Origin of the sequence: Methylovulum sp. (assembly GCF_028687615.1) — a bacterium.
In the GTDB taxonomy this organism is placed as follows: Bacteria; Pseudomonadota; Gammaproteobacteria; order Methylococcales; family Methylomonadaceae; genus Methylovulum.
In genome coordinates, this window is the sequence record NZ_JAQTZU010000028.1 from 19,770 (window position 1) to 36,269 (window position 16,500).

13 protein-coding genes are annotated in these 16,500 nt (G+C 50.4%); all 13 read left to right on the plus strand.

What is annotated here, in order from left to right:
- Positions 1-393 precede the first annotated feature (393 nt).
- The 13 genes from PHH59_RS14295 to PHH59_RS14355 all read left to right on the plus strand — a co-directional run bounded on the left by PHH59_RS14295 (position 394) and on the right by PHH59_RS14355 (position 16,074).
- Complete coding sequence (locus tag PHH59_RS14295; protein WP_300017566.1) at positions 394-1,494, plus strand: phytoene/squalene synthase family protein; 1,101 nt, start codon at positions 394-396, stop codon at positions 1,492-1,494.
- Positions 1,495-1,504: 10 nt separating this feature from the next.
- Positions 1,505-3,478, plus strand: coding sequence for a squalene--hopene cyclase (shc, locus tag PHH59_RS14300; RefSeq protein WP_300017569.1), 1,974 nt, complete (start codon positions 1,505-1,507; stop codon positions 3,476-3,478).
- Positions 3,475-4,203, plus strand: a complete 729-nt coding sequence (locus tag PHH59_RS14305; RefSeq protein WP_300017572.1) for a phosphorylase — start codon at positions 3,475-3,477, stop codon at positions 4,201-4,203. Before shc ends, PHH59_RS14305 begins: the two co-directional genes overlap by 4 nt.
- 6 nt (positions 4,204-4,209) lie before the next feature.
- On the plus strand, positions 4,210-4,356 hold the full coding sequence (locus tag PHH59_RS14310; protein WP_300017575.1) for a hypothetical protein: 147 nt from the start codon (positions 4,210-4,212) through the stop codon (positions 4,354-4,356).
- 102 nt (positions 4,357-4,458) lie between these two features.
- On the plus strand, positions 4,459-5,850 hold the full coding sequence (locus tag PHH59_RS14315) for an aspartate aminotransferase family protein (RefSeq protein ID WP_300017578.1): 1,392 nt from the start codon (positions 4,459-4,461) through the stop codon (positions 5,848-5,850).
- A gap of 1 nt (position 5,851) precedes the next feature.
- A complete protein-coding gene (locus PHH59_RS14320) occupies positions 5,852-6,202 on the plus strand; it encodes a copper resistance CopC family protein (protein WP_300017581.1) in 351 nt (116 codons plus the stop codon).
- A gap of 8 nt (positions 6,203-6,210) precedes the next feature.
- Positions 6,211-7,860, plus strand: coding sequence for a CopD family protein (locus PHH59_RS14325; RefSeq protein ID WP_300017584.1), 1,650 nt, complete (start codon positions 6,211-6,213; stop codon positions 7,858-7,860).
- A gap of 2 nt (positions 7,861-7,862) precedes the next feature.
- Positions 7,863-9,722 carry a 1-deoxy-D-xylulose-5-phosphate synthase gene (gene dxs, locus PHH59_RS14330; protein ID WP_300017587.1) on the plus strand — a complete coding sequence of 620 codons (1,860 nt, stop codon included), beginning with the start codon at positions 7,863-7,865 and terminating at the stop codon, positions 9,720-9,722.
- A 250-nt stretch (positions 9,723-9,972) separates the two neighbouring features.
- Positions 9,973-10,698, plus strand: a complete 726-nt coding sequence (locus PHH59_RS14335) for an HAD-IC family P-type ATPase (protein WP_300017590.1) — start codon at positions 9,973-9,975, stop codon at positions 10,696-10,698.
- Positions 10,649-11,782, plus strand: a complete 1,134-nt coding sequence (locus PHH59_RS14340; protein ID WP_300017592.1) for an HAD-IC family P-type ATPase — start codon at positions 10,649-10,651, stop codon at positions 11,780-11,782. Before PHH59_RS14335 ends, PHH59_RS14340 begins: the two co-directional genes overlap by 50 nt.
- 75 nt (positions 11,783-11,857) lie before the next feature.
- Positions 11,858-12,421 carry a cytochrome b/b6 domain-containing protein gene (locus PHH59_RS14345; RefSeq protein ID WP_300017595.1) on the plus strand — a complete coding sequence of 188 codons (564 nt, stop codon included), beginning with the start codon at positions 11,858-11,860 and terminating at the stop codon, positions 12,419-12,421.
- A 20-nt stretch (positions 12,422-12,441) separates the two neighbouring features.
- Entirely contained in the window at positions 12,442-14,391 is a 1,950-nt protein-coding gene (locus PHH59_RS14350; protein WP_300017598.1) for a heavy metal translocating P-type ATPase, read from the plus strand.
- A 570-nt stretch (positions 14,392-14,961) separates the two neighbouring features.
- The gene (locus PHH59_RS14355) at positions 14,962-16,074 is read left to right on the plus strand and encodes an ATP-binding cassette domain-containing protein (RefSeq protein WP_300017601.1); all 1,113 of its coding nucleotides are present in this window, start codon (positions 14,962-14,964) and stop codon (positions 16,072-16,074) included.
- Positions 16,075-16,500: the final 426 nt, after the last annotated feature.

The window sequence follows — 16,500 nt, forward strand, 5'->3', positions numbered from 1 at the left end:
GTGTTATCTGCGAAATAATAAGCGTGTAGCAATAAAACAACAAGAAAACTAGAGTGGCTAAAAAACAACCTTCTAGCGTATCCTGTTGGCCAAAATCCAAAATTCTGGTCGAGGCTTTATAAAATACAATCGCTTAGCTATTACTGACTAGAATACTATCTTTTAAGTGATGACTCCAGCATTTACAATAAATATCTATGAACAATAAATTTTGGTAAAAGTTCACATAAATACAACAAAGCTGTTTAAACCGCTGTTTTTGTTCCTAATAAATGGCGTACAAAGCCTGTTAAATAACGATATTGGCTATAAAACAACATTGCTTTGCAAAATACCAACAAACAGTCTATTATTGCCACAAAGCAACTTCATAAATAATTAAGCGTAATAATTATGGGCACACCGCGAATATCCTTGGATAACCCTAAATTACTGAACCAGCTTTCGGACGACGATTTCCAGGCCGCCTTATTGGAAGGCGTGTCACGGACATTCGCGCTTACCATTCCGCAATTGCCCGTCCAGTTGTACCGTGCGGTTGCCAATGCTTATTTGCTTTGCCGTATTGTTGACACGATAGAGGACGAAGTGTCGCTCAGTGCGAGGCAAAAATTGCATTTTTGTAGCGAGTTTATCGAAGTGGTCAAAACCGGTGACAACTCCGAGCCGTTTGCGGTGGAGCTGGCGCCCTTGTTGTCCGCCCAGACCATTGCCGCTGAACATGCGTTGATCCATGTGTTGCCACGGGTTATCCAGATCACCCATTCATTCGAAGCCGAACAAATTGCCGCTTTGACTGATTGTGTCAAGACTATGGCGGAAGGCATGCCGATTTTTCAGGCGCAAAATTTACATAACGGTTTGGCGGCACTTGCGGACATGGATCGCTATTGCTACTACGTTGCGGGTTGCGTGGGTGAAATGCTGACCAAATTGTTTTGCCATTATTCACCAGAAATCGCCCGCCACCGCGACGCCATGCTGGCCTTATCCGTTTCGTTCGGGCAAGGTTTGCAAATGACCAATATTTTGAAAGACATCTGGGATGATGCCGAACGTGGGGTGTGCTGGTTGCCCCAGGATGTTTTTACTGAAACGGGTTTCGATCTAAAAAGTTTGACCCCGGAAACCGATTCGGCGTTGTTCAGGAAAGGATTGGAACATCTGGTCAGTATTGCCCACGGTCATTTGCGTAATGCTTTGGATTACACGCTTTTGATACCTACCCACGAAACAGGGATGCGCAATTTTTGTTTGTGGGCGATAGGTATGGCGGTGCTGACCTTACGCAAGATTAAGCAAAATTTGAGTTTTAACGATTCTGAGCAAGTAAAAATTACCCGCAACAGTGTCAAAGCGACTATTGTTGCCACTAAAGCTTTGGGCCGTAGCAATGCGTTGCTCAAGCTGCTGTTCAATTTGACCAGCCAAGGGCTTGCCACGCCGGACTGGTCATACGCAACGCCATCCTCAAAAGCTAACCTAGATTTTTAAGGACACTATTATGTTTACCGATGCCACCCATTATTTTGACCATAGCCATGCGCCTAGCGCATCAAACGCTATCCATTCCAATGCTTATGATCTGAACAAGGCTATCAGCCAAGCGCAAGTGACTTTGTTGGGGCTTCAAGCTAAAGACGGCTATTGGGTGTTTGAATTGGAAGCTGATTGCACCATTCCGTCCGAGTACATCATGATGATGCACTACATCGGCGAGATTGATGGCGTCCTGCAAGCCAAAATCGCCAATTATTTGCGTTCACGCCAATCCGAAGACGGCAGCTATCCGTTGTTTACCGGCGGCGTTGGCGACCTCAGTTGTAGCGTCAAAGTCTATTACGCTTTAAAAATGGCGGGAGATGCGATTGACGCTCCGCACATGGCCCGCCTCCGAAGCTACATCCTCAGCCAGGGTGGGGCGGCGAAGGCCAATGTTTTCACGCGCATTGCCCTGGCGATGTTCAAACAATTGCCTTGGCGCGGCGTACCGTATATTCCGGTCGAAATCATGCTGTTCCCTAAATGGTTTCCGTTCCATTTGGATAAGGTTTCGTATTGGTCACGGACGGTCATGGTGCCGCTGTTTATCCTTTGCACCTTAAAGGCCGAAGCCAAGAATCCGCATCAGATCGATATTTTGGAGTTGTTTATCACCCATCCTGACAAGGAACGCCATTATTTTCCCGAGCGGACGTTGTTGAACAAAATCTTTTTAGGTCTTGACCAATTAGGCCGTATCACCCGCCCTTTGGTTCCAAAAACGCTGCACCAACGTGCCATAGAAAAAGCCAGGGATTGGTTTGTCGAGCGCATGAATGGTGAAGATGGTTTGGGAGGAATTTTTCCGGCAATGGTCAATTCTTACGAAGCCTTGTTGCTTTTGGGTTATCCGAAAGATCATGAACTGGTGGTCACGGCGCGTAAAGCCATCGACAAATTGCTGGTGGTCAATGAATACGATGCTTATTGCCAACCTTGTTTGTCGCCGATTTGGGATACTGCCCTGGCGGCGTTGGCGTTACAAGAAGTTGAAAAAAATAATGGCGATGACAATCGCGTCTCCACTTCTGCATTGACCCGCGCGTATGATTGGCTGAAGTCCAAGCAATTGAAAGACGAGCCGGGCGATTGGCGTATTGCCAGACCTGATCTGGAAGGGGGAGGCTGGGCGTTTCAATTTGCCAATCCACATTATCCTGATGTCGATGACACCGCGATTGTCGGTTTTGCAATGGCGGATTCGCAGTTGCCAGAATTGGATGAATCCATTCACCGTGCAACCCGTTGGATTGTTGGTATGCAATCCCAAAACGGCGGTTACGGAGCATTTGATGTCGATAACACCTATTATTACCTGAACGAAATTCCGTTTGCTGACCACGGAGCATTGCTGGATCCGCCTACTGCTGATGTCAGTGCCCGTTGTGCGATGCTGATGGCGCGGGTTGCCAAAGACCATGATGAATATCTGCCAGCTTTGGAACACGCCCTCGCTTATTTATGTAGCGAACAGGAAGTTGACGGTTCATGGTTTGGCCGTTGGGGGACTAATTATATCTACGGTACATGGTCGGTATTGTTGGGCTTGGAGCAAACGGCCTTGCCGAAAACCGATGCCATGTACACCAAAGCGGCACGCTATTTGAAAAGCGTCCAACGGGCCGATGGTGGTTGGGGCGAAGACAATTTCAGCTACCATGATTTAAGCTACAGTGGCAAATACCGTTTCAGCACGGCCTTCCAGACCGCTTGGGCGGTTTTGGGACTGATGGCGGCGGGTGAAGCCCGTAGCCCGGAAGTTAAGGCAGGGATTGATTTCATCTTGCACACCCAACAAGCCGATGGCTTATGGAATGACAAATGCTTTACCGCTCCGGGTTTCCCAAAAGTGTTTTATCTTAAATACCACGGATACGACAAATTCTTTCCGTTGTGGGCATTGGCGAGATACCGTAATGAGCTTAACACAAAGTGATCTCTGGTATTGTTGTCGCGCTTCCTGAGGAATTGGCGACCTTAACGTCAAAACGCATAGATAAAGGCCATAGTGTTTTTATTGCCAATAAACTGTTGGTGGCATATTCAGGTACGGGGCATAAAAATGCCCAATCAGCAGCCGAATTGCTGATTGCCAAAGGGGTAACCCAGCTCATAAGCTGGGGTTGCGCCGCCGCGTTGGATGCTTCGCTGAAATCCGGTGACCTGACTTTGGCGGACACTCTGGTTGGCAGCGATGATATGGAAATCGCCATCAACACCGACTGGCATCGTTATAGCAAAGGGCTGTTATCACAATCACTGGCAGTGCATACAGGCCGTTTGGCGGAGAGCTTGAGCATTGTTTCTTCCAGCAAGGAAAAGCAACAGCTCCAGGCCATAACCGGAGCCATTGCTTTGGATATGGAAAGCGTTGCCGTTGCCAGGATAGCGCAACGCAATGCCGTGCCTTTTCTGGCAATCCGCGCTATTGTCGATCCCGTCACTATGGATTTACCCCATGCTATTGAATATGCCGCGAATGGGCAAGGTGACATTGTCTTAAGCCGCCTATTGCTATTTTTGATGTTGCATCCTCTGGAATTACCTGGGCTTATCAAGCTTGGCTGGCAATTTAATGCCGCCAAAAAGACGCTTAAAAAAGTAGCGCGGCATCTCAATGGCATCAGCGAGTTTTATCATACCCAGACTGCGGTAAGGTGAATCTTAATGCTGGAGTGGTTTGTGCTGGAGTGGTTTGTATGGATAATTCATCTGCACGATGCTTTGTTATCCATGTACAGACGGATCTTGCCGTTGCCCGTGCCATTGATAAAAATCAGGCTACTTATCCAACACAACAACATGACCACCTGATCGCGGTTACGCATTGGGAACCAACAACGTAAATTAGTCTCGAACTGCGCTGATTGGTTTTTTAATATGTTTTTTACCGTAACCCTACTTTTGAGGTACCTAATGACTTTCAGCATCGCCGAACTCTTTGAACAACATAGCACGGATAAATTTGATCTGCATGAGCAGTATTTGAACAATCAAATGGTTCGGGTCTTAAAAACCATAGGCTATGACCGCCATTACCAAAGAGCCATCGGGCAATATCTTTACGACCAGAATGGCACGGAATATTTAGACCTGCTCAGCGGTTTTGGCGTGTTCGCCATCGGACGCAACCATCCTACCGTTATCAGTGCCTTGCAAGAAACTTTGACGCTGGAATTGCCGAATTTGGTGCAATTGGATGTTTCTGTGCTTAGCGGCCTGTTAGGGCAGGAAATATTAAAAACCACACCTGAAAATCTTAACAAGATATTTTTCTGCAATTCCGGCACCGAAGCCGTGGAAGCGGCAATCAAATTCGCCCGTTACACGACCAAACGCGAAAAAATTGTTTTTTGCGAGCACGGCTATCACGGTTTGACGATGGGTGCTTTATCATTAAATGGCGAGGACACTTTCCGCGAGGGTTTTGGCCCGTTACTGCCAGGTTGTAGTGCGATCCCTTTTAATGACTTGGCTGCGCTGGAAGCGGCGTTAAGCCAAAATGATGTCGCCGCGTTCATCGTCGAGCCTATCCAGGGCAAAGGCGTGAATTTGCCGGATGATAATTACCTGCCCGAAGTCGAGCGTCTTTGTAAACAATACGGCACTTTGTTTGTCGCCGATGAAGTGCAAACAGGTTTGGGACGCACCGGCAAATTCTGGGCGGTTGATCATTGGCACGTCAAGCCTGACATGATTTGTATGGCAAAAGCCCTGTCCGGTGGTTTTGTGCCGGTCGGTGCCGTTGCGATCACGCAAAAAATCATGGACACGGTTTACAACCGCATGGACAGGGCGGTGGTGCATGGCTCGACTTTTTCCAAAAATAATATGGCGATGGCGGCAGGCCTTGCGACTTTGCATGTGCTTGCCGAAGAAAAATTGGTGGAAAATAGCGAAAAAGTGGGTGCGGACATTATCAATAGCCTGAATGCCATGAGGGACAAGTACGAATTCTTAAAAGAAGCCCGTGGTAAAGGCATGATGATCGCCATCGAATTCAAATCGCCTAAAAGCCTGACCTTGAAAGCGGCCTGGGCGATGCTGGAGGCGGCGAACAAAGGCTTGTTCTGCCAGATGATCACGATTCCGCTGTTTAAAGAACACCATATCCTGACGCAGGTTGCAGGGCACGGCATGAATGTTGTCAAGTTGTTGCCGCCATTGAACCTGACTCAAAAAGACCGTGACCATGTTGTCACATCTTTTGACCAAGTCATTGCCGAAACCCATCAAGTTCCGGGTTCGATCTGGGATTTGGGCAAGAATCTCGCCAGCCATGCACTGAAAGGAAAAAAAGGGGGTTGATATGGCAAAATTTATGTTCATCGGTTTGTTTTTACTGGTTTTTACCAGGCTGGCTTATGCCCATGCGGTGGTCACTGAAGATTCATTGAAAACCACGCCCATCCATGCCCAGCAAGCCACCAAAGTCGAATTAAGCTTTAATTCCAAGATTGAACTGGGTCTGTCACAAATTTTTCTGGTCAGTAAAGGCGATAAGCATACCTTGCTGGAAATTGCCAAGGGTCACAAACAGGGGCAAATCATCATCCATGTTCCAGCCTTGGAATCTGGTGATTACGCGCTCAGGCTCAAAGTGTTCGCGGCGGATGGTCATTTGACCGAAGATGTCATCCACTTTTCTGTTTCCCGATAGGTCTGACAATGGCGGGTATTGCTGACTTTCTTGATTCTTTAATCGGCGGGTTTGATTTAATCTGTTTCGCATTGGCAATTGGTGGCTTGTTTTGGGGATTGTTTGTGCTGCGTCCCTGGCAACAAGCCTCTGGTTATCCGTCGGTATTGCTGCACACGACCATCGCCCTGATCTACAAAGGCGGTTTTTTTCTTGTTGGGGCGCAACTGTTTAAAATCGTCCTCAAAATTTGGTTGATGCTGGCCGTTTTGGAGAAATGGCCGTTTCCCGAATTTGCGCAAACCACGCAGTTTATCGGCGGTGTTATCCGTGCCGGTCTGACTTTGCTGTTGGCGGGCTATGCTTACCGTTACCTGGGCAAAAATCCCCGTTCCAAACAGCATTGGTACAACGCTGGCTTTATTGCTTTGCCGATGCTGTTTTCTGGAGCTTGGTTGGTACATGCCGCCGGGCGTTTTGATAACCGCTTTATGCTGATGTCACTAACCGTAATCCATCAACTTGCCGCCGCCGCGTGGATAGGCGGGGTGTTTATGTTGGTCAACCTGTGGTTTTTAAAAAGCAAACACGAAATTGCCACGGACTTATGGCCCTTGTTGTTAAAACGCTTTTCACTGTTTGGCCTGATTGCTGTTGCCATGATTTTGGTTTCAGGTTTGCCCATTGCGTGGCAATACATTGATTCTTGGAATGGCTTGATCGGCACCGGTTACGGCAATTTGTTGATGGTGAAAATCGTCTTGCTTGGTTTGGCACTGGGTTTTGCCTGGTTGAACAGATCGGCTGTCCGGCAATTCAGTTTTTCTGGCGACAGCCATGCCTTGGATCGGCGCGTACCCTATTACATCGAAGCGGAGGCCTTGGTCTTAATCACGTTGTTGTTTACTGCCGCCAGCCTGGCTTCGCAACCTCCGGCGATTGATATACCGACATTGACGGCAACTTGGCAGGAAGTGCTGAATACGTTCAAGCCGCAAATACCGCAAACCAGCTCGCCCACCCATAGCGCGTTGTTGGCTGGAGAGCCGGGACGGGTTGCCATTGTCGGACAAATCCCGTCATTGGCGGCAACGGAATGGTCGAACTATAACCATAATATTGCTGGCATCTTCATTACGACGATGAGTTTTTTCGCAATGCTTTCCTATACCAAACTGGTCAGCGGCAACCGGATATTGGCATTGAGCCAATATTGGCCTATAGGTTTTGTGGCTTTAGGCATTTTTCTGTTTTTCCGCAGCGATGCCGAGACCTGGCCTTTGGGCCCCATTGGCTTTTGGGAAAGCACGTTCAATAATGGCGAAGTGTTGCAACACAGAATTGCGACTTTATTGGTGTTCGTATTGGGTGTGTTCGAGCTGATGGCTAGAAAAAACCAGAATCCCAATAGTCGATTGCCTTATATTTTTCCAATACTCTCGGCGTTTGGCGGCTTAATGTTGCTGACCCATTCCCATGTCGGTTTTCAGGCCAAAAGTGCTTTTCTGATTCAGGTTGGTCATACCACGATGGGTATTTTTTCGTTAATTTTAGCTTGCGGACGTTGGTTAGAATTAAAACTCGATTCTCCAGGCAAAAATATTGCCGGTTTTGTCTCGGTCGCCGCCCTGTTTCAGATTGGCATCATTCTGATGTTTTATCGCGAACCCCTTTATTGATTATGAATACTTCAAAATTCCCCCTGCTCACCGACATCCACAGCCCCGCCGATGTCCGCCAGTTGCCCAAAGAGCTGCTCAAGCCGCTGGCGAAGGAGCTGCGCGAATTCCTGACCCGGTCGGTGAGCGTGTCCGGCGGGCATTTCTCGGCAGGGCTGGGGACGGTGGAGCTGACCGTCGCCCTGCACTACGTCTTCGACACCCCGTCCGACAAACTGGTCTGGGATGTCGGCCACCAGGCCTACCCGCACAAGATCCTGACCGGGCGCAAAGACCGCATGACCAGCATCCGCCGCCGTGACGGCATCTGCGCCTTCCCCAACCGCGCCGAGAGCGAGTACGACGCCTTCGGGGTAGGGCATTCGAGCACCTCCATCAGCGCCGCCCTGGGGATGGCGATAGCCTCCCGGCTCAAGGGCGAAGACCGCCAGATGGTTGCCATCATCGGCGACGGCAGCATCACCGGCGGTATGGCCTTCGAAGCCATGAACCACGCCGGCGCCATCGACGCCAACCTGCTGGTCATCCTCAACGACAACGACATGTCCATCTCCCCCAACGTCGGCGCGATGAACAACTACCTGTCCAAAGTCCTCACCAGCCGTTTGTACTCCTCCGTGCGCGAGGAAAGCAAAAAAGTCCTCAGCAAAATGCCCACCGTCTGGGAACTCGCGCGGCGCACCGAAGAACATGTCAAAGGCATGATCGTCCCCGGCACGCTCTTTGAAGAACTGGGGTTTAACTACATCGGACCCATCGACGGCCACGACATCGACATGCTGGTCTCCACCCTCGAAAGCCTCAAGCACATCCAAGGCCCGCGCTTTTTGCACATCGTCACCAAAAAAGGCAAAGGCTACCCGCCCGCCGAAAAAGACCCGCTCGCCTACCACGGCGTGCCCGCCTTCGACCCCGGCCAAGACCGCCTGCCCCCATCCACGCCCTCGCCGCACCCCAGCTACACCGAAGTCTTCGGCAACTGGCTGTGCGACATGGCGGCGCAAGACGACCGGCTCTTAGGCATCACCCCCGCCATGCGCGAAGGCTCAGGGCTGGTCAAATTCTCCCAGCAATACCCCGACCGCTACTTCGACGTCGCCATCGCCGAACAACACGCCGTCACCCTCGCCGCCGGGCAGGCCTGCGAAGGCGCCAAACCCGTCGTCGCCATCTACTCCACTTTCCTGCAACGCGGCTACGACCAGCTCATCCACGACGTCGCCCTGCAAAATTTAGATGTCCTGTTCGCCCTCGACCGTGCCGGATTAGTCGGCCCCGACGGCCCCACCCACGCCGGCAGCTTCGATTACAGCTACCTCGCCTGCATCCCCAATATGGTGGTCATGGCCCCGGCGGACGAAAACGAATGCCGCCAGATGCTCAGCACCGGCTACCAGCACCCAGGCCCCGCCGCCGTGCGCTACCCGCGTGGCAAAGGCCCCGGCGTGCCCGTACAAGATAACCTGGAAACACTTCCCATCGGCAAAGGCGAAATCAAACGACTAGGCCACAAGATCGCCCTGCTCGCCTGGGGCAGCCTCGTCGCCCCCGCGCTCCAGGCCGCCGAAGCACTCGATGCCACCGTCGCCAACATGCGCTTCGTCAAACCCCTGGACGAAGCCCTGATCCTCGAACTGGCCCACAGCCATGACATTCTCGTCACCCTCGAAGAGAACGCCCTGTCCGGCGGCGCGGGCAGCAATACCGTGCTCTACCTGCACAGCCAAAAACTCAGCACCCCCGTGCTCAGCATCGGCCTGCCCGACAGCTTCATCGAACAGGGGACGCGGGAAGAACTGCTGGCCGTGTGTGGTTTGGATGTGGCGGGGATTTTGGCGAAGGTCAGGGCGTTTTGTGCTTGAGTTGAATTTGTTGAAAAGGTAAAACCGTATTTTTGCAATGCCCAATTCCAGCGTATACGGCTTGCTAGATTTAGTGGTTATGAATTGCCGTTCAACCGATCCAGGCAAATTTGCTCTGATACCGCATAAAGCTCCCCAATGACGTTAGGCTTAGGGCCAGGGTTTTGTCGGGTGTGGAAATGAAACCATGCAATAATGAATGGTGTTGAATATGTGATAATCCCGTCATGGTAACTCCGAGCTTTCCCCGATGAATATTCATGCAGATAAAACCACTAATGACAATCCCTTTTGGCACAAATCAATTGACCAACAACTGACCCGGCTTGGTAGCTCATTACAAGGCTTATCGCAACGTGATGCCGAGATACGGTTGAAACGTGACGGAGCCAATCGGCTGAATGATAAAAAGAAAACTGGCGCGTGGCGGCTGCTGTTGGCACAGTTTAAAAGCTCCATCATTCTGCTTTTGCTATTTGCAACGGGTATCTCTTTTTATCTGAAAGACCATGTCGATGCCATCATCATCCTGTCTATCGTTCTAATCAGCGGTTTGCTGGGTTTCTGGCAGGAAAAAGGCGCGGCAAATGCCGTTGAAAAATTGCTGGCGATGGTCGAGATCAAAGCGGCGGTGTTGCGTGACGGTGTGGAAACAGAAATATCAGCGGATGAATTGGTGGTTGGTGATGTCATTGTTTTGAGGTCGGGTGATGTCGTGCCTGCCGATTGCTTGTTGTTGGAAGCTGAAAACCTGTTTGTCGATGAAGCCGCGTTGACGGGTGAGAGTTTTCCGGCAGAAAAAATCCCTGATGTGTTGGCAATTGCCACACCGCTGGCTAAGCGTAGCAACGCTTTGTGGATGGGGACGCATGTACAAAGTGGCAGCGCCTCAGCCTTGATCGTTGCCATTGCATCAGCTACCGAATTTGGCAAACTATCTGCTGGACAAAACGCAAACAGGCATCGGCCACGATGATGAAACCGCGCTACGGTTTTTAGGTTTTTTGACGTTTTTCGATCCACCGAAAACCGATTGTGTTGAAACCATTGCCCAATTGCGGCAATTGGGTGTGACGCTGAAAATCATCACCGGCGACAACCGTTTGGTCGCAGAAACCGTCAGCCATCAATTGGGTTTGTCCGACAGCAAAATTCTGACTGGGCCGGAAATCGCCAAAATGAGCGAACGGGCTTTGATAAGCCATGTTACCGAAGTCAATCTGTTTGCCGAAATCGAACCCAACCAAAAAGAACATATCATCATTGCGCTAAAAAAAGCCGGTTTTGTTGTCGGTTACATGGGCGATGGTATCAACGATGTCTCGGCCCTACACGCCGCCGATGTCGGTATTTCCGTCGATAGTGCCGCCGATGTCGCCAAAGATACCGCGCAAATCGTGTTGCTGGAAAAGAACTTGCAAGTGCTGGTCGGCGGCGTGAAAGCAGGCCGCATCACCTTTGCCAATACGCTGAAATATGTGTTCATGGCGACCAGTTCCAACTTTGGCAATATGTTCAGCATGGCGGGGGCCTCGTTATTTTTGCCGTTCTTGCCGCTGTTGCCCAAGCAAATTTTGCTGACCAACTTGTTGACCGATTTGCCTGAAATGACCATCGCGTCCGATAACATAGACGAAGAAATGGTTTCGCAACCGAGACGCTGGGATATTCATTTCATCCGCAAATTTATGATCACCTTTGGCATTGTCAGCTCAATCTTCGATTATATGACCTTTGGTTTGCTGTTGTGGCTGGATGTGCCAGTCGAACAATTCCGTACTGGCTGGTTTTTGGAATCGGTAGTGTCCGCCGCGCTGATTGTATTTGTCGTGCGTAGCCGCAAACCGTTTTTTAAAAGCAAACCAGGGAAATATTTGTTGCTGGCGACACTGACTGTAGTGGCATTGACTGTCGCGCTACCGTACACGCCACTGGCGGAGTTAGTCGGTTTTCAGCCCTTACCGCTTAAGCTGGTGGGTTTGCTGGGGGTGATCGTGGCAAGCTACATTGCCACGGCGGAGCTTGCCAAACATATTTTTTATCGTTTAGTGCGTGTATAGTGGGCCGCTCACGAAATACACGCAAGAAAATAGTGGATATTATTCCACTCCCTTTCACTTATCTGGAGAACCGTCATGAATACGCCTGCATTGATCAAAGTTTGGGATTTGCCTTTAAGAATTTTTCACTGGTTGCTGGTCTTGGGATTTGCCGTTGCCTATCTGACCGAAGATGATTTGCTGGACCTCCATGTCTGGGCGGGATATCTGGTGTTCGGATTATTGTTGTTCCGCCTGGTCTGGGGATTTATCGGCAATCCCTATGCACGGTTCGGCAATTTTTTATGCCGTCCGGTGACATCGTTCAATTACCTCAAAGACATCATCGCGTTAAAAGCCAAACGTTATTTGGGCCATAATCCGGCTGGAGCGGCGATGATTGTGTTATTGCTGCTCAGTTTATTGATGACGACCTTGACCGGATTTGCCGTGTACGGCGCAGACCAAGCGGCAGGGCCTTTAGCGTCAATTGGCCCGGCGCATGAAAAATTTTGGGAAGAAATCCATGAATTATTTGCTAACTTAAGCGTGGTGCTGGTGTTAGGGCATATCGCAGGTGTCGCCGTCGAAAGCTTTTTACACAAAGAAAACCTTGCCAGGGCAATGGTACATGGCAATAAAAAACCACTTGATGAATGACCCACCTGGATAACCACGCCATGACCCAGACCGGCCCACCATCACCAGCATCTTCGCAGCTTGAAAAAAATATTGTCATTTTCAGCCTGTTCGGTATCGGTGCTTACCTGCTCTTACGCTATGGTTTCGACATAAAGCAACAAATCTATACGCTGGCAATCCATGCTTCGCTAGTGTCGGACATCGCGGAAATCCATCAGACCCAGCTCAAGTTTTCAGCCACTTTACTCGATCTGCCCTTGCTGGCGGTATTGCTGTTTGGCGGCCTGCCGCTGGTTTTTCAATTGCTTGGCAAGCTTCTGCGCGGCAATATGGGGGCTGATTTACTGGCGGGGATTGCCATCGTTACGGCGATGGCCTTGGATGAATATCTGGCGGGCACACTGGTCATTTTGATGCTGTCCGGCGGTTCGGTGTTGGAAACTTACGCCGTGCGTAAAGCTTCTTCGGTACTCGAAGCCCTTTCCAAGCGGATGCCGTCGGTCGCCCATAGAAAAAATGGCGACGCGCTCGACGACATCACCATCGACCAGGTCGCCATTGGCGACACCTTGTCGATATTGCCGCATGAGATTTGTCCGGTTGACGGGACGGTGCTGGAAGGCTCTAGCACGATGGACGAATCTTTCCTGACCGGCGAGCCTTATCTGATGTCGAAAATCAGCGGCTCAAGCGTCATTTCGGGTGCGGTCAACGGCGATTCCTTGCTGGTGATCCGCGCCGACAAACTGGCGGTGGACTCGCGCTATGCCAAGATCATGACCGTGATGCGCGAATCTGACCAACACCGACCTAATCTTCGGCGCTTAGGCGACCAACTGGGCGCGTGGTATACACCGCTAGCCGTTATCTTGGCGTTGATCGCTTGGGGTTATAGCGGCGAAGTCATCCGCTTTTTGGCGGTATTGGTGATTGCCACGCCGTGCCCGTTGCTGATTGGCATTCCCGTGACCATCATCAGCTCAATTTCCCTGGCGGCGCGGCGGGAAATCATCATCAAAAATCCGGCGATATTGGAAACTATTGGCAAATGCCGCACCGCCATTTTTGACAAAACCGGAACGCTCACTTACGGGCGGCCTGCCTTGACGTCGGTGCTGGTCAGTGAAGGAAATGATGAACCCGCCGTGTTGACGCTGGTCGCCAGTCTGGAACGTTATTCCAAACATCCGTTGGCGGGCAGCATTGTCAACGCCGCCGAAGCAGCGGGATTGACCTTGTTTAACGTGACCGACATCAGCGAACGGCCTGGCGCGGGGCTGCAAGGGACGGTCAACGGCAAGCGCATCCAAGTCACTAGCCGTAAACATTTCATGGTGGATCATGGCGATTTGCTGGCCGGGTTGCCGCCAATCAGCGGTGGTTTGGAATGCGTGGTCTTGATCGATGGGCAATACGCGGCGACTTTGCAATTTCGTGATGAAGTGCGTAGCGACAGCTCATCGTTCATCAACCACCTGCAACCCAACCATTTGTTTGGCAAAGTCATGTTGGTGTCCGGTGACAGGGAATCCGAAGTGCGTTATCTAGCCGAACAAGTCGGTATCGAGCATGTTTATTTCAGCCAAAGCCCGGAGCAAAAACTGGCCCTGGTCCGCAAGGAAACGCAAAAAGCCAAAACCGTGTTTCTGGGCGATGGCATCAACGACGCGCCCGCCTTGACCGCCGCGACGATTGGCATAGCTTTTGGGCAAAACAGTGACATCACCGGTGAAGCCGCCGATGCGGTGATCATGGACAGCTCCTTGTTAAAAGTCGATGAGCTGTTCCACATTGGCGCGAGGATGCGCAAAATCGCCCTGCAAAGCGCGGTGGGCGGCATGGCGTTAAGCCTGATCGGCATGGTGTTTGCCGGATTAGGTTATTTAAGCCCCGTCACCGGGGCGGTGGCGCAAGAAATTATTGACGTGTTGGCGGTTTTGAATGCGTTGCGGGCGGCAATGCCACCAAAAACCTTGTCTGATTATTAATGATGTATTGATGTTTCGCATTGTCCACGACCCGTAGAGCGCGAAGCGAAAAGCACGAAAAAAACTCACCAACGCCTTCGTGAGCAAATAAGCGGCAACTTGAAATGGTCTCCCCAGCCTTTTTTCGCTTTTTAACGCAAGCCGGGAACGGGTTTATTACAACAGTAGACCTTTAGCGACCGGTTACATAACGATTTCAGTATCTATAGCGATTTTGAAACCCCGCTCCGACCAATCAAAGCCAAATAAATGCTCAGGACCCTTTCGTGCTTTTCGCTTCGCTTCGCGCTCTACGGGTCGTGGACAAAAAGAAGTCGTGCGTAACATCAGTTAATAACAAACGCAAAATGCTATTACCAATCAACTAAGGGGCATTTATGCCCATTGCCTGACTAACTACCGCTTGGAAACATGACAGGCATAAAACAAGCCCGCAAATGACAGGTTTTGGCGAATGCAATGGGAGGGTATTGATTTCAAGGTATAAGATTGCAAAATCATTAATTATGGCTTATTTAATGCTTGATTTTTCGTTATATATTTAACAATATAATGAAAAGGAGCATACTGATGCTATTAGAAATGAACGTCTCAATGCGGCGCGGCAATTTTGACCTTACCACCAACTTGTCGGTACAAGATGAAAGTATGGGCTTGATCGGGCGATCCGGTGCCGGAAAAAGCACCATCCTCGGCTTGCTGGCCGGAACCCTGATGCCTGAATCGGGACGGATCGCCTTGGATGGCAAAATTTTGTTTGATAGCCGCAAAGGCATCATGGTGCCGCGTGAACAACGGCCTATCGGTGCGGTATTGCAATATGACCGCTGGCCATCCGACGAGACCGTAAACGATGGCCTGTCTTCGGCTCACGAACGCACACTCAGGCAACGGCGCACCTTAAAACCGAAACACCTGATCGAATTTCTCGATATTGGGCATTTATTGGGGCAAGCAATGGGGCATCTGTCCACAGGCGAACTGCAACGGGTCTTGTTAGCCAAGGCATTGCTGAAATCCCCCGCGTTGTTATTGCTGGACGATTCTTTAGCGGCGATGGGGTATTTTGCCAATTCCGTGACACCGTTCCTAAAGCGGGTGCGTAGCGAGTTGAACCTGCCCTTATTCTATGCCAGCCACGCCTTGGGTGACATTGTGGAATTCAGCGACAAAATTGTCGTGGTCTCCGAAGGCCGCGCCATCCAGGTCGGTTTGATAACGGAATTGCTACGCAACGCCGAACTGATACAAAAAATTGGCTTGGGGCTGGTCGAAAACAAGATACCGGCGATGGTGGCCAGGCACGACATCGTAGACGGTTGCACACTGGCAAAAACCTATGGCATTGAATTGGTGTTGCCTTTGCGCCCCGATTTACCTTTAGGTTCTTGGGTTACAGTCAGCATACCCGCCAATGAAATCGCCTTGTCGCGCACTTATCTCCCAGGCATTTCAATACAAAACCAAATCAAGGGGCGGATTTGCGCCTTAATACCCCACGGTAACGGGATGTTGGTGCAAATCGACTGCGGTAAAACCTGGCTGGCGGGCATTACCTTGAAGGCTTGCCGGGATATGGACTTACAAGAGGGTGACACTATTTATTGCCTGGCTAAAACCCAAGCTTTTTCTTATTGCCCCCACGCAACATCGGATTCATTTAGCCGATTGTTTAAGCAATAAGAAGAAAATCATCCGCGTTCTGATAATATCGGCGTGGTTCCGGTCTGCCGATAAAACGTTTTCGGGTGTCGTGATCCTGACAAGCCTGGCAGGGATTGTCGTATTTAATACAGGTAGAACCCGCCAGCACCCGGGAAATTAGAGATGTTCTTAAAGTTGCCTGGGCTTGCATTGCCAAAAAATAGGCGGACGTACCCGGAAACTGTTGCTTCAAGCATAAGCGTGGCTACCAACTTAAAGGCGGGACAAAAAGAGCTGATCCAGACCTGCCAGGTCTAAAGTCCTGCGGGTAATTGGGAAGTTATACCAATCCCAATAAGTTTCTATGACAACACCGCCCAGCTCCGAGAGCAAAGGGATCGAATGGCGTCCGGTTGCAAAGCAAATTTATTCCAAGCCTGACAGCAGACATCAAGAATGTCGTCA

Bases quoted from the DNA above. Each gene is read 5' to 3' on its own strand.
- PHH59_RS14350 (WP_300017598.1), top strand. From the start codon at position 12,442: ATGACCCAGACCGGCCCACCATCACCAGCATCTTCGCAGCTTGAAAAA.
- PHH59_RS14320 (WP_300017581.1), top strand. From the start codon at position 5,852: ATGGCAAAATTTATGTTCATCGGTTTGTTTTTACTGGTTTTTACCAGG.
- PHH59_RS14335 (WP_300017590.1), top strand. From the start codon at position 9,973: ATGAATATTCATGCAGATAAAACCACTAATGACAATCCCTTTTGGCAC.
- PHH59_RS14315 (WP_300017578.1), top strand. From the start codon at position 4,459: ATGACTTTCAGCATCGCCGAACTCTTTGAACAACATAGCACGGATAAA.
- PHH59_RS14325 (WP_300017584.1), top strand. From the start codon at position 6,211: ATGGCGGGTATTGCTGACTTTCTTGATTCTTTAATCGGCGGGTTTGAT.
- PHH59_RS14310 (WP_300017575.1), top strand. From the start codon at position 4,210: ATGCTGGAGTGGTTTGTGCTGGAGTGGTTTGTATGGATAATTCATCTG.
- PHH59_RS14295 (WP_300017566.1), top strand. From the start codon at position 394: ATGGGCACACCGCGAATATCCTTGGATAACCCTAAATTACTGAACCAG.
- shc (WP_300017569.1), top strand. From the start codon at position 1,505: ATGTTTACCGATGCCACCCATTATTTTGACCATAGCCATGCGCCTAGC.
- PHH59_RS14345 (WP_300017595.1), top strand. From the start codon at position 11,858: ATGAATACGCCTGCATTGATCAAAGTTTGGGATTTGCCTTTAAGAATT.
- PHH59_RS14355 (WP_300017601.1), top strand. From the start codon at position 14,962: ATGCTATTAGAAATGAACGTCTCAATGCGGCGCGGCAATTTTGACCTT.
- dxs (WP_300017587.1), top strand. From the start codon at position 7,863: ATGAATACTTCAAAATTCCCCCTGCTCACCGACATCCACAGCCCCGCC.